We start from the raw sequence: 18295 nt of genomic DNA, 5'->3' as shown, positions 1-18295 counted from the left end.
CGCCGGGGTCGGGGCCGCCGAGGCAGCGGCCTGGCAGTGGCTTCCGCCGGCCGTCGCGGAGCCGTTCCGCTCCGTGCTCGCGGACGGCCGGCCCGCCTGGCTGGACGACGGTCTGCCCGGCGGCGAGCTGCTCCCCGGCCCCTCCCCGGAGGCGACCCGGGCGCTGGTGCCGTTGCGCCGGCACCGTACGACGGTCGGCCTGGCCCTGGTCGGCTGGCCGGACCGCACCGCGCTCGACGCCCCCGTGCGGCGCGCCGTCGGCGGCCTCCTGGAGGTCGCCGCCACGGTCCTGGACGGGGCGGACTCCCCGCAGCCCGCCGTCCCGGTCCTCGCGGACGTCCTCGACGCGCTCGTCCATCCCGCGATGCTGCTGCGCACGCCGGGCCGGTCGGGCGCGCCGACCGTGGAGCACCTCAACGAGGCGGCGGTCGCGGCCCTCGACGGGGCCGAACTGCCCGACGCCCGTTCCCTCCCGCTCGTGTTCCCGCTGGTGCACAAGGACCTCACCCGGCTCGCCCGGCGGGCCGGGCGGAGCGCGCGCACGCAGCGGGCCGCCCGGCTCCCCGCCGCCGCCCGCCCCGACGAGCCCGCTCCGCTGCTCGACGTCCGGGTGCTGCCGGGCGGCGAGGACCGGTCGGTCGTCCTGTGGCACACGGTCGGCGACCCCCGGCTCGCCACGGACCGCGCCGTGGCTCAACTGCAGGGCGTGGCCACCTTCCAGGACAGCCTGACGGGTGGGGCGACGGTCTGGTCGGAGCAGGCGTACGCGCTGATCGGCGTGGACCGCGACGAGCCGCCCGTCCCGCTGCTCGGGATGCGCGGACGGCTCCACCAGGGCGACGGGGAGGCGCTGACCGAGCTGTTGCGGACTCTGACCGAGCGGAAGACGGGCGGGCACGCGGTGCTGAGGATCGTGCTGCCTGGCGGGGCCGTGCGGCATGTGCGGGTGGCGGCGCAGCCGCTGCTCGACGGGGCCGCCGTCACCGGGTTCGCCGGGGCCTACCAGGACGTCTCGGACACCCTGCGCACCGAGGCCGCGCTGACGGCGACCTTCGACCACCTCACCCTCGTGCGCAACCAGGCGGAGATGCGCCGGCAGCTGGCCCTCCAGCTCCAGCAGGCGATCGTGCCCGAGGTGCCGAGCGTCCAGGAGCTCCCGGGCGACCTGGAGGTCGCCGCCCGCTACCGGCCGGCCGCGGAGGAGTACCAGGTGGGCGGCGACTGGTACGACGTGCTGCCGCTGCCGAGCGGCAAGATCCTGGTCGCGGTCGGGGACATCGCGGGGCACGGCATCGACTCGGTCACCGGCATGGTGGCGCTGCGCAACGCCGGGCGGGCGCTCGCGTTCACCGGCCACTCGCCACGGCGGCTGATGGGCTGGCTCAACGAGGTGACGCTGCGCACCGGCGCCGGCACCACGGCGACGGCGGTGTGCGCGCTGTACGACCCCGCCGACCGGACGCTGGTCTGGTCGAGCGCCGGCCATCTGCCGCTGCTGCTGATCCGGGACGGCCGGGCCCGGCTGCTCGACCCGCCGCGGGACGTCCTGCTGGGCGCGGTGCCCTCGTTCGCGTACCAGGAGCGCCAGACCGTGCTGCGGCCGGGCGACACGCTGCTGCTGTACACCGACGGGCTGGTCGAGCGCCGCCACGACGGCCTGAGCGCGGGCCTGGTCCAGCTCACCGCGGCGGCGGAGCGCCTGACGGACCTCCCACCGGACCGGCTGGTCGACAAGCTGCTCGGCCTGGCGACGGGGGACACGGACGACGACACCAGCATCGTCGCGGTACGGGTGTGCGCCGAGGAGACGGCGGACGACGAGGCGCTCGCCTGACTGGACATCAGCTGGAGTCCCCGCCTGAGTGGACATCAGCTGATGGTTCATCAATCCGGCATCCAGGTACGGACCTTGTCCATCAGCTCGGCCTCGTCGACCGGTTTGGCGAGGTAGTCGTCGGCCCCCGCATCCAGCGCTCGGGCGCGGTCGCCCGGCATGACCTTCGCGGTGACCGCGATGACGGGCACGTCGGCGCGCCCGGGCAGCCGCCGGATGGCCTCGATGGCGGTGTAGCCGTCCATCCCGGACATCATCACGTCCATCAGGACCAGCCGGATCTCCGTGTGCTCGGCGAGCAGGTCGAGGCCGGCCCGGCCGCCGCCGGCGGTGAGGACGCGCAGGCCGTGCCCTTCCAGGACCTGGGTGAGAGCGAAGACGTTGCGCGGGTCGTCGTCGACGACCAGCACCGTCCCGCCGGTGTCGGGCTCGGCCGCGGGGGCCCTCTCCGAGACGTCGGGCGCATGGGCGGCGCCGACCGCCTCGGGGCCGCCCGCCGCGTACCCGGCCATGGTGCTCGGCCCGCCGGGGTCGGGGAGGTAGAAGGTGAACCGGCTGCCGCGCCCCGGCGTGCTCTCGGCCCTGATGGTGCCGCCGAGCAGCCCTGCCACCTCCCGGCTGATGGACAGGCCGAGGCCCGTTCCGCCGTAGCGGCGCGCGGTGGTGCCGTCGCCCTGCTGGAACGCCTCGAAGATGTGCGCCAGTCGCTCGGCGGGGATGCCGACCCCGGTGTCGGTGACGCGGAACGCGAGGACGGGCCGGTCGCCGCGCAGGTCGACCGGCGGTTCGTCGGGGGCGGCGTACTCCACGGTCAGCGCGACCCGGCCCTCGTCGGTGAACTTCAGGGCGTTGGACAGCAGATTGCGCAGGATCTGACGCACCCGCGCCTCGTCGGTGGTGAGTTCCTCCGGCAGGTCCGGCGCGACGCTGAGGGCGAACTCCAGCGCACGTTCGTCGGCGACCGGGCCGAAGGTCGCCTCCAGGTACTCCAGGAGCAGGCGCAGCGAGAACGGCTCGTGCCGGATGTCCATCTTGCCGGCCTCGACCTTGGACAGGTCGAGGATGTCGTTGATGAGCTGGAGCAGGTCGGAGCCGGCGGAGTGGATGACCTCGGCGTAGTCGACCTGTTTCTCCGTCAGATTTCCCTCGGGGTTCTGCCCGAGCAGCCGGGCGAGGATCAGCAGGCTGTTGAGCGGGGTCCGCAGTTCGTGGCTCATGTTGGCGAGGAACTCGGACTTGTACATCGAGGTGCGGGACAGCTCCTGGGCGCGCGCCTCCAGTTCCTGGCGGGCCTGCTCGATGACCCGGTTCTTCGACTCGATGTCCTTGTTGCGCTGGGCGAGCAGCGCGGCCTTCTCCTTCAGCTCCGCATTGGAGCGCTGGAGTTCCTGCTGACGCGCCTGCAACTCCTGTGAGCGGGAACGCAGTTCGTCGGCGAGCCGGCGGGACTGGCCGAGCAGTTCGTCGGTGCGGAGATTGGCGACCAGGGAGCTGAGGACGGCGCCCGCGCTGTCCACGAACCGGTCGAGGAAGTCGCGGTGCAGGACGGTGAACGGGTGCAGGGAGGCGAGTTCGACCGCGCCGAGGACCTGGTCCTCGACCACGATCGGCAGCACGATCAGCGTGTTCGGCTCGCCCGAGCCGATGCCGGAGACGACGGTCGCATACCCGGCGGGCACCTGGCGGACGAGGAGGGCCCGGCGGTCGCGGGCGGCCTGCCCCACGAGGGACTGACCGAGGCGGAAGCGGCGGGGCTCGGCGTCGGGGGGATCGGGCGACCCGTACGCGGCGGTCATGACCAGCTCGGCGCCCCGCTCGCCCTCCTCGGCCAGGAAGAACGCCCCGTACTGTGCGGAGACCAGCGGCGGCACCTCGGCCATGATGAGCTCGGCGATGTCGGGCAGGCTCCGGGTGCCCTGCAGCAGTCCGGTGATGCGGGCGAGGTTGGTCTGCAGCCAGTCCTGCTCCTGGTTGGCGCGGGTCGTGGCGCGCAGCGACTCGACCATGGAGTTGATGTTGTCCCTGAGGTCCCCCACCTCGCCGGGCGCGTCGACGGTGATCGACCGGGTGAGGTCGCCCTCGGCGACGGCGCTGGTGACCTCGGCGATGGCGCGGACCTGCCGGGTCAGGTTGCCGGCCAGCTCGTTGACGTTCTCCGTGAGCCGCTTCCAGGTGCCGGAGACGCCCTCCACCTCGGCCTGGCCGCCCAGCTTGCCCTCGGTGCCGACCTCGCGGGCCACCCGGGTCACCTCGGCGGCGAACGAGGACAGTTGGTCGACCATCGTGTTGATGGTGGTCTTGAGCTCCAGGATCTCGCCGCGGGCCGAGACGTCGATGCGGCTGGTCAGATCGCCCTGAGCGACGGCGGTGGTGACCTGGGCGATGTTGCGGACCTGGTTGGTCAGGTTGTCGGCCATCGAGTTGACGTTGTCGGTCAGGTCCTTCCAGGTGCCGGAGACGCCGTGCACGGTCGCCTGGCCGCCCAGATTGCCCTCGGTGCCCACCTCGCGGGCCACCCGGGTGACCTCCTCGGCGAACGAGGAGAGCCGGTCGACCATCGTGTTGATGGTCTCCTTCAGCTCCAGGATCTCGCCGCGGGCGTCCACCCGGATCTTCTGCGTGAGGTCGCCGCGGGCGACCGCGGTGGCCACCTGGGCGATGGAGCGGACCTGGGAGGTGAGGTTGTCCGCCATCGCGTTGACGCCGGAGGTGAGCTCCTGCCACGCGCCGCGCGCCCGGGGCTCGCGGACCCGGCCGCCGAGCAGCCCCTGCCCGCCGACCTCGCCGGCGACCCGGGTGACCTCGGAGGTGAGCAGGGAGAGCCGGTCGACCATCTCGTTGTAGACCCCGACGATCTCGCCGGAGACGGCATCGGAGGGATCTGCCGGGTCGGGGAGCCGGACGGACAGATCCCCGTCCCGTACGGCGGTGAGCCCGGCGAGCAGTTGCCGGAGCCCGTCCTGTCCGGGCTCCGGACGCGCCGGGCGGGCGTCGTCGGGGCGTGGTCCGTGCTCTGCCATGAGTGCCTCGCGCCGGGCGAAGCGCGGTACGGGCCCCGGGTTCGCGGGGAGTCCGCGGCGGTCCGCCCTGCCTCCACTCTAGGACCGGCGCGGCGATCGGGCTCGGGACGCAGGGGCGGGCCCTCCGGCCCGCTCGTCGTCCGGCTCGGGGCTCAGCGCGGCGGCCACGTCCTCGTACACCCGGAAGACCGATCGCGCGCCGGTGATCTCGAACATGCGGTCCACCGGCGGGCGCAGGCCCGCGAGGTCGAGACGGCCGCCCCGCTCACGCATCCGCATCCGGGTGCGCAGCAGCACGTTCAGGCCGCTGGAGTCGCAGAACCGGAGGCCGGAGCAGTCGACGACGATCCGCCGGGCGTCGGGGCGGGCGGACAGCGCGTCCCGCAGCGCGTCCACGGTGTCCTGGTCGAGCTCTCCGTGCAGCGTGAGCACGACGTCGTGGGGTCCCTCCCGGGTCTCGATCTCCACCGCGAATCGCGCGTCCGTGTCCCCCACGCGCGCCGCCGCACGCGCTCCCGTCCGGCCTGCGGCCTCCATGGGCTCGTACGCCTCCTCGCACCTGCCGCCGGGTCCCTCCCCTTGGCCCCTGCCCACGTTCGCCCGCGGAACTCACCCGGACGGCCCGGCCGGGGACGCCCTTTCGCGGCGGGAGTGCGCAGGCTGAGGCGACGGCGGTCCGGAGGCATGACCCGCGCGGGCCCGGGGAGGCGGTGGGGAGGCAAGGTGGAGAGAGCGACGACATGGGGAGGGCGAGGAGAATGACGGATTCGGGCGGAGGTGCGGGCGCGCGGATGATGGCGCGCTGCGCCCTGCTCGCGGCGCTGGGCGCGGTGGTCGTGCTGGTGCTCGCGCAGGGGCGGGGCGGGCTGCTGGTCGTCCTCTACGGGGTCCTCGGGCTGATCGCCTGCGGCGCGGGCGTCTGGTGGTTCGTGGCGCGCCGTGGTTCCGTCCGGCTCTTCGGGGCGCTGGTGGCCGTGGGCGCGCCCGTCCTCGTCCTCGTGCTGTTCGTGCGCGAGGGGCTGTGGGACACGGCGCTCGGCGCGATCGCGCTCTGGGCGGTCGCCCTGGCCTGCGCGCGGGCCGCGCTGCGCGCGACGCGGCCGACGACCCGGGGACGGGCCGCGCCGCGGCCCCGACGGCCGGTCCTCCTGATGAACCCGAAGTCCGGGGGCGGGAAGGTCGGCCGGTTCGAGCTCGTCGAGCGGGCGCAGGAGCTCGGCGCGCGGGTGATCGTGCTCGACACCTCCACCCAGCAGGACGTCGGCGCGCTGGCCCGGCGGGCCGTGGCCGAGGGCGCCGACCTGCTGGGGGTCGCGGGCGGCGACGGCACCCAGGCGCTGGTCGCCGGGGTCGCCGCCGAGCACCGGCTGCCCTTCCTCGTGATCCCCGCCGGGACCCGCAACCACTTCGCCCTGGACCTCGGCCTCGACCGGTCCGACCCGTCCCGCTCCCTCGACGCGCTGACCGGCGGCGAGGAGCTCCGGATCGACCTGGGCGACGTCGCCGGCCGGGCATTCGTGAACACGGTCTCCTTCGGCGTGTACGCGGACATCGTCCAGCGCCCCGAGTACCGCGACGCCAAGGCGGGCACGGCCCTGAACGCCATGCCCGACCTGCTGGTCGGCGACGCCGGCCGGCGGCTCGACGCGGTCGCCGACGGCGCCGTGCTCGTCGCCCAGCAGGCGGTGCTGGTCAGCAACAATCCGTACGTCTCCCCGGACGCGCTCGGCGAAGCCCGCAGGCCGCGGCTCGACAGCGGCGAGCTGGGCGTGCTGGGGATCCGGGTGGAGAGCGCGGGGCAGGCGGCGGACCTGGCGCTGCGGGGCGAGCTGTCCCCCGGGCTGACCGTCATGACCGCGCGGCGGATCGAGGTCACCGCCGACGCGGGCGAGATTCCCGTGGCGGTGGACGGCGAGGCCCTGATGCTGCCCACCCCGGTGACCTGCACACTGCGCCCGGGCGCGCTGCGCGTCCTGGTGCCCCGGAACCGTCCGGGGGTCCCCGCCCTCGCACCGCGGCTGAGATGGCGGCGGATCATCGTCCTCGCCTTCGGGCGCACCGCGCGAACCTCCGGAGGAGAGACCCGTGCCTGAACCGACACCCGGGCCGACGCCCCTTCCCGACGGAAACGCCGAACGGAACACCGACCCGCCCGCCGCGGCGGCCCAGCGCACCCGGCTCGCCGCCGCGTCCGACGTCGCGTCCACCGTGGCCGCCGTGCTGTCCGACATGCGGGCGATCGACGGCGCCCTGTACGCGGCCGTGGCCGCCACCCCCACGCCGACGCTGGACCGCGCGCTGCGGCGGCTGTCGCACGCGGCCGACCACTCCAAGATCTCGATGACCGTGGCCGCCGCCCTCGCCCTCGTGCCCGGCCGTCCCCGTCGGGCGGCGCTGGCCGGCGTCGGGGCGGTGGCGCTGGCCTCCACGGCGGCGAACGTGTTCGGCAAGCGGATGGTCCGCCGCCGGCGGCCCGACCGGGAGGAGGCCCGGGTGATCGTGGACAGGCACGTACCCATGCCGAAGTCGGCGTCCTTCCCGTCCGGCCACACGGCCTCGGCGGTCGCCTTCGCCACCTCCGTGGGCGTCGTGCTGCCCCCGGCGGCGGTCCCGCTCGGGGCGCTGGCCGTCGCCGTCGGCTACTCCCGCGTCCACACGGGCGTGCACTACCCCGGCGACGTCGCGGCCGGCGCGGTACTCGGCCTGGCGGCCGCGGTGACGTCCCTGGCGATCGTGCACGCACCACTGGCCCCGCTGCACCGCGCCGAGATGTGAGCAAGGCGCGCGCGGCGCACGCTGAGTACCTGAAGCGGGACGAACGACATGACGGACGCGGTGGACGGATGACGGACGCGTTGATCGACTACGCGGGGGTGTTCAAGGCGCTGCCCGGGATGGTCGCACTGCTCACACCCGAGCTGGTGTACGTGGACGCCAACGAGGAGTTCCAGCGCGTGTCGGGCCGGACCCGGGAGCAGCTGGTCGGCCGGTACCTGTTCGACGTGTTCCCGGACAACCCGAACGACCCTGCGGCCACCGGCGCCCGGAACCTGGCCGCTTCGCTGCGGCGGGTGGTGGAGACCGGTGAGCGGGACGCGATGGCGCTGCAGCGCTACGACGTCCAGTCGAAGCAGCGGCCCGGGGAGTGGGAGGAGCGGTACTGGAGCCCGGTCAACGCGCCGGTGCTCGGGCCGGACGGGCGCGTGGTGCTGCTGGTGCACCGGGTGGAGGAGGTCACCGAGCTGATCCGGGCCCGGGGCGGGCCCACCGGCGATCGCGCCCGGGTCCTGGAGGCGGAGCTGTACACCCGCGCCCGCGAGCTCCAGGAGCTGAACGAACGGCTGCGCGAGGCGCATGCACGGGAACGCGAGGTGGCGCTGGCGCTCCAGGAGGCGATGCTGCCCGCGCCCGGCCCGATCGGGCCGCACCGGGCCGCGGTGCGCTACCGGCCGGCCGTCGGCGCGCTGAACGTGTGCGGGGACTGGTACGACCTGGTCGCGCTGCCCGGCGGCGACCGGATCGGCGTGGCGGTCGGCGACGTGGTCGGGCACGGGCTTGTCGCGGCCGGGGTGATGGGCCAGCTGCGCAGCGCCCTCAGCGCCGCGTCCCGGGTCGCGGCGGGGCCCGCGCAGGCCCTTGACGTGCTGGACCTGTACGCGCGGTCCGTCGAGGGCGCGGAGAACTGCACCGCCGTCGAGACCTGGATCGACTGGGACCGCAGCGTCATCGCGTACAGCAGCGCCGGTCACCCGCCGCCCGCCCTCCTGCGGACGAACGGGACGGTGCACTTCCTGGACCGCGCCACCGATCCGCCGCTTGGGGCGCACCTCGCGCACGCCGCACGGCCGCAGGCCGAGGCGCCCTTCGCCGCCGGCGACACGCTGGTGCTGTACACCGACGGACTGATCGAGCGCCGCAGCGAGGACATCGACGCCGGGCTCGCCCGCCTCGCCGAGGCGCTGGAGCGGCATCGCGCGGCGGCGCCCGAGGCGCTGGCGGACGCGCTGCTCCTTGAGATGCTCCCGGTGGGCGGGGCGACGGACGACACGGCGCTGATCGTGGTCGGTCTGTGAGTGTGAGGGGCCTGCCCCACATGGGGCCGCCTGGCACGTTTTGCGGAGTGTTCGGATGATTTACCCCGCTCATCCGGCCATAGTGCGGGCATGACACGCACCCCGTTCCTCACACGTCCGCGCAAGCGGGCGCGTTCCCGCCGGGCCCTGCTCTGCGCCGCCCTCCTCACCGTCACGGTCCAGACCGCCACCGCCGCCGCACCCGCGCTCGCGGACGGGCCCGGCGGCCCGGGCGGCCACGGCGGGCGCGACTGCGTGAAGACCGAGGGCCGGCTCGGCGATCGGGGCCGCCAGGTCCAGGAGATCACGCGCCGGGCCAAGGACGAGCTCAAACTGAACGCCGTGCAGGTGAAGGTCATGCTCGACGGCCGCGAGGTCCTCACCGATGCGCTCGGCGAGTCCATGACCGGCGTCCCGGCCGAGCCGAACATGCACTTCCGGGCCGGCTCGGTGGCCTTCGCCCATATCGGCATGACCCTCCTCAAGCTGGTGGAGGAGGGGACGGTCGGGCTCGACGACACCGTGGAGCGCTGGCTGCCCGACCTGCCGAACAACGACAAGATCACCCTGCGGATGCTGGCCACCAACACCACCGGCCTCCACGACTACGTGACCGACCCGGAGTTCCTGAAGGTCCTTGAGCAGTACCCGTTCCGTCAGTGGACCCCGAAGGAGCTCGTCGGGTACCCCCTCGGCCACTCGTTCTGGTACGAGCCGGGCACCAGCTGGAGCTACTCGCACGCCAACTACGTGCTCCTGGAAGCCGCGCTGGAGAAGATCACCGGCACCCGGATCGACGAGCTCGTGAGGGAGAAGGTCACGGGTCCGCTGGGGCTGCGCAACACCAGGAACAGCTTCACCCCCGAGATCCCGCAGCCCGTTCTGCACGCCTTCACCTCCGAGCGCGGCCTCTACGAGGAGTCCACGTTCTGGAACCCGTCGTGGACCACCGGGCCGGGCGCGGTCGTCACCACCCACATCTGCGACCTGGCCCGCTCGGCGCAGGCCGTCGGCAGCGGCGAGCTCCTTTCGCCGAGCTCGTACCGCACCCTGCTCGACCCCGGCACGGTCGGCCTCGGCGGCGGCACCGCGACGTGCCCCGCCGAGATCTGCCTGAAGCAGACCGAGGCCGCGCACTTCGGTCTCGGCGTGATCGTGGTCAACGGCTGGGTGGTCCAGAACCCGTCGTTCTCCGGCTACGCCGCGATCCAGGCGTACCTCCCGTCCAAGCGCCTGGCCATCGCCGTCTCCGCGACGAAGACCGCCGAGACGGCCGAGGGCAACATGGCCGAGGTGGTCGCCGAGCGCATCGCGACCGCGCTCGCCCCGGACACCCCGCTGGCGCTCGGCGGCTGAGGTCGTCAGCGGGACTTGAGGTCGTCGGCCGCGCGGCCGGCGGACCGGGCCTCGCGTCGGTGGCCGTGCTTCTTGAGGTACCAGGAGAGCCAGGTCAGGGACTCGATCAGGGCGGGGACGTCGTCGCGCGGGTGGAGCTCCGTGAGCTCGCGCAGCAGGTCCGCGGCCTCGACGGTCGGGGCGGCGACCTCGTCGTGCCGTTCGACGCGGGCAAGGCGCAGGGCGAGGTTGGCCAGGACGTGCACGAGGCCGGCCCGGTGTTCGTCGGGGTCGGCGCGGTAGAGCACGCGGTGCAGATCGAGCGCCTCGCGGGTCGCGTGGAGCGCGTCCTGGTGCCGGTCGGCGTCGCAGAGCCGGATGCTCAGGTTGTTGAGCACGCGGGCGAGTTCGCCCCGGTACGCGGTCGGGTCGGCGGCGGCCAGTTGCCGGTGCAGGGCGACCGACTCGGTGGCCGGGGCGATCGCGTCGGCATGCCGGCCGAGGGCGGCGAGCCGGTTGCCGAGGCTGTCGAGCGACGCCGCGAGCAACGGGCGAAGGGCGTCGGGCTGTTCGCGCAGGTGGCGTCGGCAGAGGTGCACGGCCTCGTCGACCGCCTCCAGGGCCTCCGCCCGCCGCCCGGCCCACGCGGTCGCCAGGGACAGGTTGTTGAGGCTGTTCGCCAGGACGCTCACCAGCCCCGGGTCCGCGGCGAGCCCCGCGCGGCAGCCCCGCACGGCGTCGCCCAGCATCTCGACCCCGAGCCCGGCGCTGCCGGACCTGGCCAGGGCGAGACCGTTGTCATTGAGCCGCTTGACGCGCTCGAACACATCAGCGTCGGGCGCGGGCCGCGGCGGCTGTGGGGCGGTGCGCGGCTCGGCGCGGCCGGTGTCGTTGCGCCGCTCGGCGTTGCCCGTGGCGGTGAGGGTGTAGCCGTACCGGTCAAGGACGTTGTCCAGGAACGCGATGCGGGCGGGGCTGACCCTGGCCAGCTCGCGGTGCAGGGCGAGCGCCTCCGTGAGGTACGGGGCGGCCTCCCGGGTCCGGCCCGCTCGCGTCAGGGCGTCCGCGGCGGCGACGGCTGTCGCCCAGTGCTCGCCCGTCTCGCGGACGGTTCGGGCGGCGGACAGCCCGCGGTAGACGTCCAGTGCCTCGTCGAGTACGTCGACGGCCTCGTCCGCCCGGGCCATCTCGCCCAGCTTGATGCCCAAGTCACTCAGAGCGGATGCCAGTTCGGCACGGCCGGTACCCGTATGAGGGTCGACGAGGGCGCGGCGGATCGCGACGGCCTCCCGGATGCGCTCCAGGGCTTCGTGGTGCTGGCCGGTCTCGGCGAGCCGGCCGCCGAGGCAGCCCAGGGCGGCGGCCAGTTCGGGGAGGCGGTCGGGCTCCTGCTCGGCGAGCCCGCGGTACAGATCGACCGCTTCCCGGGCGAGCTCGCGGGCCTCCTCGCGGCGGCCCAGGAGGCCCGTGCTCACGGCCTGGCCGTGCAGCGCGTTCGCGACGCCGGGCACGTACAGCCGCGGCTCGCTCGCGGCGAGCCGCCGGTACACGGAGACCGCCTCCGCGTACACCCCGATCGACTCCTCGTGCCGGTCCGGATGACCGGACAACAGCCGACCGAGCCCGGCCAAGGAGTGGCCCAGACTGGGGAGATAGCGGAAGGGATCGGCGTCGGCCAACCCCCGGTACTCGGCGACCGCCCGTTCCGTCTCCCCCAACTCCCGCTCGTACTCCGGCTCCGACATGTCCCCGTGCGACACAGCCAGCCCCTCCCCGGTTCGCAACGCCCCGCATTTCTCACGCGCGAGGCGCCGCGGTGGTTCCCGGTTCCGGTCCGCACGCCGGCGGGACGCCGTTACTCTGGCGTCCCGCCAGTTACGCGGTCAGGCGGTCAGGCGGTCAGGCCAGCCTCTTCAGTAGCTCCGCGGCGAGCGGGACGGAGGAGGACGGGTTCTGGCCGGTGATCAGGTTGCGGTCGGCGATCACGTGCGGCGCCCACGGCGCGGCCGCCTGGACGTCGACGCCCGCCTCGACGAGCCGGGTCTCCAGGAGCCACTTCGCCCGGTCGGCGAGTCCGGCCAGGGTCTCCTCCTGGTTGGTGAACGCAGCGACCTTGTACCCGGCGAAGGCGTTGGAGCCGTCCGCCTGCTCGGCGGCGAGCAGCGACGCCGGGCCGTGGCAGACCACGCCGAGCGGCTTGCCCGAGTGCAGGGCGTCGGTCAGGAGCCGGCCGGAGACCGGGTCGACGGCGAGGTCCTCCATGGGGCCGTGGCCGCCGGGGACGTAGACGGCGTCGTACTCGTCGAGGCGGACGTCGTCCAGCGCGATCGGGTGCTGGAGCTCCGTGAACGCGGCGAGGGTCGCGGCGATCCGGTCCGCGGCCTCCTGGCCGCCGTTGGCCTCGGGGGCGAGGCTGCCCCGGTCCACTGGCGGGACGACGCCGCCGGGCGAGGCGACGACGATCTCGTGGCCGGCGGCCTTGAACGCCGCGTACGGGGCGGCCGCCTCCTCCGCCCAGAAGCCGGTCGGGTGCTTGGTGCCGTCGGCCAGGGTCCACTGGTCGGCGCCGGTCATCACGAAAAGGATCTTCGACATGGGGTGCTGCTCTCCCGATGGGTCACGTGGTGGCACGAGCTGTCCGCCCGGCGATGCATCCGACCGTAGGCCGAGACACCCATCGGAATCCAATAGGCTCACGCATATGAGGAATAAGGATTCCAATGGAAGCGAGGGGCGACCGCAGGGTTCCGGCGCTTCCGGTCCGCTGGACCTGAACCTGCTGCGCACCTTCCTGGCCGTGTACCGCACGGGGTCCTTCACCGCCGCCGCCCGCCTGCTCGGCCTCTCCCAGCCGACGGTGACCACGCAGGTCAGGGCCCTGGAGCGGCAGCTGGACCGGGAGCTGTTCCAGCGGCTCGCGCGCGGCGTGGCCCCGGGGCCGTTCGCGGACGAGCTCGCCGCGCGGGTCGTCGACCCGCTGGACGCACTCGCCGCGGTCGCGGGGCCGGGCGGCTCCGCCGAGGACGCCTCGCCGGAGCCGGTGCAGCTCGCCGGTCCGGTCGAGCTGCTGACCCACAGCGTGCTGCCCGGGCTCGCGCCGCTGGTGGACAAGGGGGTACGGCTGCGCATCACGCCCGGACTCACCGAGCCGCTCCTCGAGGAGCTGCGGGCGGGCCGGTACGACCTCGTGATCGCGACCTTCCGGCCGCGCGGCCGGGCGCTGGCCGCGGTCCCGCTGTCGGACGAGGAGTTCGTGCTGGTCGCGGCGCCGGTGTGGGCGGAGCGGATCGGCGGGCCGGCGCGGATCGCGACGGACGGGCCGGCGGCGCTCAACGGGGCGCCGCTGATCGCATACGCCGAGGACGTGCCGATCGTGCGCCGCTACTGGCGGCATGTCTTCGGCAAGCGGCTGGTGCGCCACCCGGCGGTGACGATGCCCGACCTGAACGCGGTGAAGGCCGCGGTGGCCGGTGGCGCGGGGTTCAGCGTGCTGCCCCGATACCTGTGCGCCGCGGAGCTGGCATCGGGCGCCCTGGTCGCCCTGCACGAGCCGGACGACCCGCCCATCAACACCGGCTTCCTGGTCCAGCGCCCCGGCTCCTCGGGCAACCCGCACGTGGCACTCGTCCGCGACCACCTACTGGAGGCGGCACGCGACTGGTGACCGCCCCGCAACGGCCTACCCGACGTCCGGCCGAAGCGCGTGCGTGCGGAGCCGACCTGACACGCCGCGGCCCCCGAGTGACGGCACGACACTCAGCAGCCGCTAAGGTAAGCCTTGCCTCAACTGCCTGTCTCAACTGCCCGTGCCCGGCGCTGCCGTGCCGCACCCCCTGGAGAGCCGATGTCGCTGGCCCTCGCCCCGGAGGCAGCCCCGCTCGCCGGGCTGTACCGCCGGCTCGTGGAGTGCTGCGAGGCGTTGGCCGTACGGGTCGTCCTGCCGGGCGGCGCGGGGGCCGCGTACCCCGACGGGGAGCAACTCGCCGCGGATCCAGCGGTCTTGGAGGCGTTCGTCGGGGCCGAGGCGGCGCGCATCCGGGCCGGGCACGGTCACGAGCCGCGTCCGGACGTGGCGGCCTCCCGCGCGCTGCACGACTACCTCTGGTCCGTCGGCCTGCTGATGAGCGGCCCCTGGTACCTGGAGCGGCGCGTGCCGCGCATCGTCCCGCGCGCCATCCGGGCCGACCTGGCCGGCGGCGCGTTCGAGCTCGTCGCCGGCGCGGAGTTCGCCTGCCTGCCCGGCGATCCGGCGGCCGGGACGCCCGGCGCGCGCGTGGTGGCCGACGAGGAGGCGCTGCGCGCCGAGCTGCGCGCCGCGTTCGTCGCGCACATGACGCCGCTCCTCGCGGCGTTCGGTCCGCTCACCCGCCGTCGGGCGCGGGCGCTTTGGGGCATGGCGGGAGACGACCTCGTCTCCGGGATCTGGTACCTGGGGCGGATGCGCGACGAGGAGGACCGGTCGATCCATGCCGCGACCGAGCTGCTGCCGACCGCCCTGGCGCCCTTCCCCGGCGGCGCGGACTTCCGCCGTCTCGCGAGCCGCGACGGCCGGCGGCACCCGACCCGTACCCGGCTCGGCTGCTGCATGTACTACACGCTCGACTCCGCCCGCGCCTGCCTGACGTGCCCGCGCACCTGCGACGCGGAGCGGCTGCGCCGCCTGGAGGACGAAGGCTGAGGCCGACAAAGCCGCGAAGGGCCGGTGTACGGGGCGCGCCCCCCGCACACCGGCCCTTCTGCCGCTCTGCGTCGCTTACTTGGCGGGGTCGACCTTGAAGATCTTCGCCATGTCGTCGAGAACCAGGTCGGCGCCCTGGAGCGAGACGGAGGTCATCCAGATCGCGTCCTCGACCTCGTGGACCTGACCCTTCTGCACCGCGTTCAGGCGCTTCCACAGCGGGTTGGCGAGGAACTTCTTCTTGCGCTCCTCACCGCCGGAGAAGGTCGTCATGAAGATGTGGTCGGCGTCCGCCTGGCCGATCTGCTCCTCGCTGATCTCGATGTTGAACTCCTTCTGGTCCTGCTGCTTGGCAGGCCGCGCGAGTCCCATGTCGGTCAGGATGATGCCGCTGAAGGTCTTCGGCAGGTAGATGCGCGTCGGGCCGTCGAGGAAGCGGACCAGCGAGTACGTCTGCTTCGGGTTCTTGGCGTTGATCGCGTCGCCGATCTTCTTGGCGCGCGTCTGGTACGCCGTCAGCTTCGCCTTCGCCTTCTCCTCCTCGCCGAGGACCTGACCGAGGAGCGTGACGTTCTCCTTCCAGATCGGGCCGGTGGTGGCGACGAAGACGGTCGGGGCGATCTTGTTCAGCTGGTCGTACAGGTCCTCGTGACGGACCGTCGCCGAGACGATCAGGTCCGGCTTCAGCGCCGCGATGGCCTCCAGGTTGGGGCTGTCGAGCGGGCCGACGTCCTTCGTGTTCTTCACCGCGTCGCCGAGGTAGGGCGGGAAGCCCTTCTGGTCGCGGTACGAGCCGACGCCGCCGACCAGCGGGGCGTCGAGCGCGACGACTGCCTCGACGAGGCTGTTGTCCAGCGCGACCACGCGCTTCGGCTTGGCCTTGAGCTCGGTCTTGCCCTTGTCGTGGGTGACGGTGCGCGGGAAGCCGGCCTCGGCCGCCGCGGGCTTCTTCGCGTCGGACTTGTCGTCGGCGGCGCCGCCGCACGCGGCCAGGGCGAAGGTCATGGCGGCCGTGAGGACGGCCGCGGCGAACCGGGCCGGCCGACGGCGGGTGAGCGTGTTCATCGAGCTTCTCTCCACGGGGACGGGAAAAACGCACAGCAAGAAGACCGTTGACCACTAAGGCAAGGCTTACCTTTGTGGCAACTGGGCGAGGATAACGCCTTTCCGTGGCCAGTTCTATACGGGGGGTGGCTGACGGGTAAGGCAAGGAATGCCTTACCTTGAGCCGTGTGCCTCTGAAGTCCGCCACCGGCGGGGCGACCGCCCCCGCAGCCCCCGCCCCACCGCCCCCTCCCCCACGGCGCGTTCTCACCCGTGGCCTGGTCGCCCTGGTGCTGCTCGCCGCGGTCGCCGCCATGGTCTGCGCGTCGCTCGCCATCGGCACCAAGTCCGTCCCGCTGTCGGACGTGTGGGCGGCGATCGGCGGCGGCACCGACGGCGACGCGGTCGTCGTCCGCGAACTGCGCATGCCGCGCACCCTGCTGGGCCTCCTGGTCGGCGTCTCGCTCGGGGCCGCGGGCGCGATCGCCCAGGACATCACCCGCAATCCGCTCGGCGACCCCGGACTCATCGGCATCAGCGCCGGCGGCTCGTTCGCCGTCGCCGCCGGCATCGGCCTGCTGGGGCTGACCAGTTCGTACGAGTACATCTGGTTCGCGTTCCTCGGCGGGGCGCTCGCCGGACTCGTCGCCTACGCGGTCGGCGGCACCGGCTACGGCGGCGCCACCCCGGCCAAACTGGCCCTGGCAGGTGCGGCCGTGACCGTCTTCCTCGACGCGGGCACCAACACGCTCACCCTGCTCGACGTCCGCACCCTCGACCAGTACCGGTTCTGGGCAGTCGGCTCGCTGGCGGGCCGGGACGCCGGACTGGCCCTGGAACTGCTGCCGTTCGTCGCCGTCGGCCTGCTGCTCGCCCTCGGGCTCAGCGGCCGGCTCAACGCGCTCGCGCTCGGCGACGACCTCGCCAGCTCGCTCGGCACCAAGGTCAGGACCACCCGGGCGCTCGGCGCGGTCGCGGTCGTCCTGCTGACCGGCGCGGCCGTCGCCGCCGCCGGTCCGGTCACCTTCGTCGGGCTCGTCGTGCCGCACGTGATCCGGGCGTTCACCGGGCCCGACGCCCGCTGGCTGGTGCCGTGCTCCGCCCTCGGCGGCGCGGCGCTGGTGCTGGCCGCCGACGTCGTCGGCCGGATGGTCGCCCGCCCCGGCGAGTTGGAGGCGGGCGTCGTCACCGCCCTGCTCGGCGCCCCGTTCCTGGCCTTCCTGGTCAAGCGCGGCAAGCTCAAGGAGCACACCTGATGCGGCCGTTGAAGTTCGAGGCCGGGCCCGTCGGCGTGGCCGTACGGCCCCGGGTCGCGCTCGTCGTGCTGGCCCTGGCGGCGACCGGATTCGCCGGCCTTGTGGCCTCCGTGTCGCTGGGCACGTACGCCATCCCGGTCGGCGAGGTGCTCGGCGCGGTGCTCGGCGCCGGTGAGGGCTCGGCCGACCTGATCGTCCATCAACTGCGGCTGCCGCGCGCGCTGACCGCGCTGCTCGTGGGCGCCTCGTTCGGCCTGGCCGGCGCGGTCTTCCAGGCCGTCACCCGCAACCCGCTGGCCAGCCCCGACCTCATCGGCATCGCCGCGGGCTCCGGGGCCGGCGCGGTCGGCGCGATCCTGATCGGCGGGGTCGCCTCGGCCGGCGCGGGCACGTTCGGGGCGGTGCCGCTCGGCGCGCTCGCCGGCGCGCTGCTCACCGCGACCGCGATCTACCTGCTGGCCTTCCGCGACGGCACCATCACCGGCTACCGCTTCGTGCTCGTCGGCCTCGCCGCCAACGGCGCGCTGATCGCCCTCTCCCGCTGGATGCTGGCCCGGGCCGACATCGACCAGGCCTCCCGCGCGATGGTCTGGCTCACCGGCAGCCTCAACGGACGCGGCTACGAGCACGTCCAGTGGGCCGGCCTGTCGCTTCTGGTGCTGATGCCGCTGACCCTGGCGCTGGCCCGCTCGTACCAGCTGCTCCAGTACGACGACGACACCGCGCGCAGCCTCGGCATCCCGCTGCGGCACTCGCGGATCGCGCTGCTGGTCCTCGCCACCTGTCTCACCGCCCTGGCCACCTCGGCCGCCGGGCCGATCGCCTTCGTCGCCCTGGGCGCGCCGCAGATCGCGCGGCGGCTCACCGGCGCGGCCGGCATCCCGCTGATCACCAGCGCACTGACCGGCGCGGCACTGCTGATCCTCGCCGACCTGGCCGCCCGGATCGTGCTGGCCCCGACCGAACTGCCCGTGGGCGTCCTGACCGGCGCCGTGGGCGCCCCGTACCTGCTGCTGCTCCTCGCCCGCACCAACCGGGCCGGAAAGGGAGGCTGA

At 73.9% G+C, this 18295-nt stretch carries 14 protein-coding genes; 9 read left to right on the top strand and 5 right to left on the bottom strand.

Annotated features, from left to right (window positions below; genetic code table 11):
* The coding region (locus VIU94_RS26910) for a PP2C family protein-serine/threonine phosphatase (RefSeq protein ID WP_331914952.1) at window positions 1-1834 on the top strand (1834 nt) is incomplete at its 5' end.
* A gap of 50 nt (window positions 1835-1884) precedes the next feature.
* Here VIU94_RS26910 and VIU94_RS26905 read toward each other — a convergent pair.
* Both VIU94_RS26905 and VIU94_RS26900 read right to left on the bottom strand, forming a co-directional pair.
* Window positions 1885-4854, bottom strand: a complete 2970-nt coding sequence (locus tag VIU94_RS26905; protein ID WP_331914950.1) for a hybrid sensor histidine kinase/response regulator — start codon at window positions 4852-4854, stop codon at window positions 1885-1887.
* Between the two features lie 78 nt (window positions 4855-4932).
* Complete coding sequence (locus tag VIU94_RS26900; RefSeq protein ID WP_331914948.1) at window positions 4933-5391, bottom strand: STAS domain-containing protein; 459 nt, start codon at window positions 5389-5391, stop codon at window positions 4933-4935.
* Between the two features lie 221 nt (window positions 5392-5612).
* On the opposite strand from VIU94_RS26900, the gene VIU94_RS26895 reads away from it, so the two are divergent.
* The 4 genes from VIU94_RS26895 to VIU94_RS26880 all read left to right on the top strand — a co-directional run bounded on the left by VIU94_RS26895 (window position 5613) and on the right by VIU94_RS26880 (window position 10283).
* Window positions 5613-6947: a diacylglycerol/lipid kinase family protein gene (locus VIU94_RS26895; RefSeq protein ID WP_331914946.1), complete on the top strand. Its 1335-nt coding sequence runs from the start codon at window positions 5613-5615 to the stop codon at window positions 6945-6947.
* A 136-nt stretch (window positions 6948-7083) separates the two neighbouring features.
* A complete protein-coding gene (locus VIU94_RS26890; RefSeq protein WP_331914962.1) occupies window positions 7084-7629 on the top strand; it encodes a phosphatase PAP2 family protein in 546 nt (181 codons plus the stop codon).
* Between the two features lie 68 nt (window positions 7630-7697).
* Window positions 7698-8927, top strand: coding sequence for a PP2C family protein-serine/threonine phosphatase (locus tag VIU94_RS26885; RefSeq protein WP_331914944.1), 1230 nt, complete (start codon window positions 7698-7700; stop codon window positions 8925-8927).
* A gap of 90 nt (window positions 8928-9017) precedes the next feature.
* Window positions 9018-10283 (top strand): serine hydrolase domain-containing protein, encoded by a 1266-nt coding sequence (locus VIU94_RS26880; protein ID WP_331914942.1) that lies wholly within the window; start codon window positions 9018-9020, stop codon window positions 10281-10283.
* A 5-nt stretch (window positions 10284-10288) separates the two neighbouring features.
* On the opposite strand, the gene VIU94_RS26875 is transcribed toward VIU94_RS26880, so the two are convergent.
* Both VIU94_RS26875 and VIU94_RS26870 read right to left on the bottom strand, forming a co-directional pair.
* Window positions 10289-12022, bottom strand: coding sequence for a tetratricopeptide repeat protein (locus VIU94_RS26875; protein ID WP_331914940.1), 1734 nt, complete (start codon window positions 12020-12022; stop codon window positions 10289-10291).
* 139 nt (window positions 12023-12161) lie between these two features.
* A complete protein-coding gene (locus VIU94_RS26870) occupies window positions 12162-12857 on the bottom strand; it encodes a type 1 glutamine amidotransferase domain-containing protein (RefSeq protein ID WP_331914938.1) in 696 nt (231 codons plus the stop codon).
* A gap of 106 nt (window positions 12858-12963) precedes the next feature.
* Between VIU94_RS26870 and VIU94_RS26865 the strand changes: the two genes are divergently transcribed.
* Window positions 12964-13926 carry a LysR family transcriptional regulator gene (locus VIU94_RS26865; protein WP_331914936.1) on the top strand — a complete coding sequence of 321 codons (963 nt, stop codon included), beginning with the start codon at window positions 12964-12966 and terminating at the stop codon, window positions 13924-13926.
* A 180-nt stretch (window positions 13927-14106) separates the two neighbouring features.
* Window positions 14107-14940, top strand: coding sequence for a (2Fe-2S)-binding protein (locus VIU94_RS26860; protein ID WP_331914934.1), 834 nt, complete (start codon window positions 14107-14109; stop codon window positions 14938-14940).
* Between the two features lie 75 nt (window positions 14941-15015).
* Here the strand turns inward: VIU94_RS26860 and VIU94_RS26855 are convergent, their stop codons facing one another.
* Window positions 15016-16005: an ABC transporter substrate-binding protein gene (locus tag VIU94_RS26855; RefSeq protein WP_331914932.1), complete on the bottom strand. Its 990-nt coding sequence runs from the start codon at window positions 16003-16005 to the stop codon at window positions 15016-15018.
* 158 nt (window positions 16006-16163) lie between these two features.
* Here VIU94_RS26855 and VIU94_RS26850 point away from each other — a divergent pair, with 158 nt between their 5' ends.
* Both VIU94_RS26850 and VIU94_RS26845 read left to right on the top strand, forming a co-directional pair.
* Complete coding sequence (locus VIU94_RS26850) at window positions 16164-17240, top strand: FecCD family ABC transporter permease (RefSeq protein ID WP_414721020.1); 1077 nt, start codon at window positions 16164-16166, stop codon at window positions 17238-17240.
* Entirely contained in the window at window positions 17240-18295 is a 1056-nt protein-coding gene (locus VIU94_RS26845) for a FecCD family ABC transporter permease (protein WP_331914930.1), read from the top strand. Before VIU94_RS26850 ends, VIU94_RS26845 begins: the two co-directional genes overlap by 1 nt.

The sequence above is a fragment of the Streptomyces sp. genome, from assembly GCF_036566765.1.
In the GTDB taxonomy this organism is placed as follows: Bacteria; Actinomycetota; Actinomycetes; order Streptomycetales; family Streptomycetaceae; genus Streptomyces.
This window is presented reverse-complemented; position numbering and strand designations above follow the sequence as displayed.

Bases quoted from the DNA above. Each gene is read 5' to 3' on its own strand.
- VIU94_RS26905 (WP_331914950.1), bottom strand. From the start codon at position 4,854: ATGGCAGAGCACGGACCACGCCCCGACGACGCCCGCCCGGCGCGTCCG.
- VIU94_RS26900 (WP_331914948.1), bottom strand. From the start codon at position 5,391: ATGGAGGCCGCAGGCCGGACGGGAGCGCGTGCGGCGGCGCGCGTGGGG.
- VIU94_RS26895 (WP_331914946.1), top strand. From the start codon at position 5,613: ATGACGGATTCGGGCGGAGGTGCGGGCGCGCGGATGATGGCGCGCTGC.
- VIU94_RS26890 (WP_331914962.1), top strand. From the start codon at position 7,084: ATGCGGGCGATCGACGGCGCCCTGTACGCGGCCGTGGCCGCCACCCCC.
- VIU94_RS26885 (WP_331914944.1), top strand. From the start codon at position 7,698: ATGACGGACGCGTTGATCGACTACGCGGGGGTGTTCAAGGCGCTGCCC.
- VIU94_RS26880 (WP_331914942.1), top strand. From the start codon at position 9,018: ATGACACGCACCCCGTTCCTCACACGTCCGCGCAAGCGGGCGCGTTCC.
- VIU94_RS26870 (WP_331914938.1), bottom strand. From the start codon at position 12,857: ATGTCGAAGATCCTTTTCGTGATGACCGGCGCCGACCAGTGGACCCTG.
- VIU94_RS26865 (WP_331914936.1), top strand. From the start codon at position 12,964: ATGAGGAATAAGGATTCCAATGGAAGCGAGGGGCGACCGCAGGGTTCC.
- VIU94_RS26860 (WP_331914934.1), top strand. From the start codon at position 14,107: ATGTCGCTGGCCCTCGCCCCGGAGGCAGCCCCGCTCGCCGGGCTGTAC.
- VIU94_RS26855 (WP_331914932.1), bottom strand. From the start codon at position 16,005: ATGAACACGCTCACCCGCCGTCGGCCGGCCCGGTTCGCCGCGGCCGTC.
- VIU94_RS26845 (WP_331914930.1), top strand. From the start codon at position 17,240: ATGCGGCCGTTGAAGTTCGAGGCCGGGCCCGTCGGCGTGGCCGTACGG.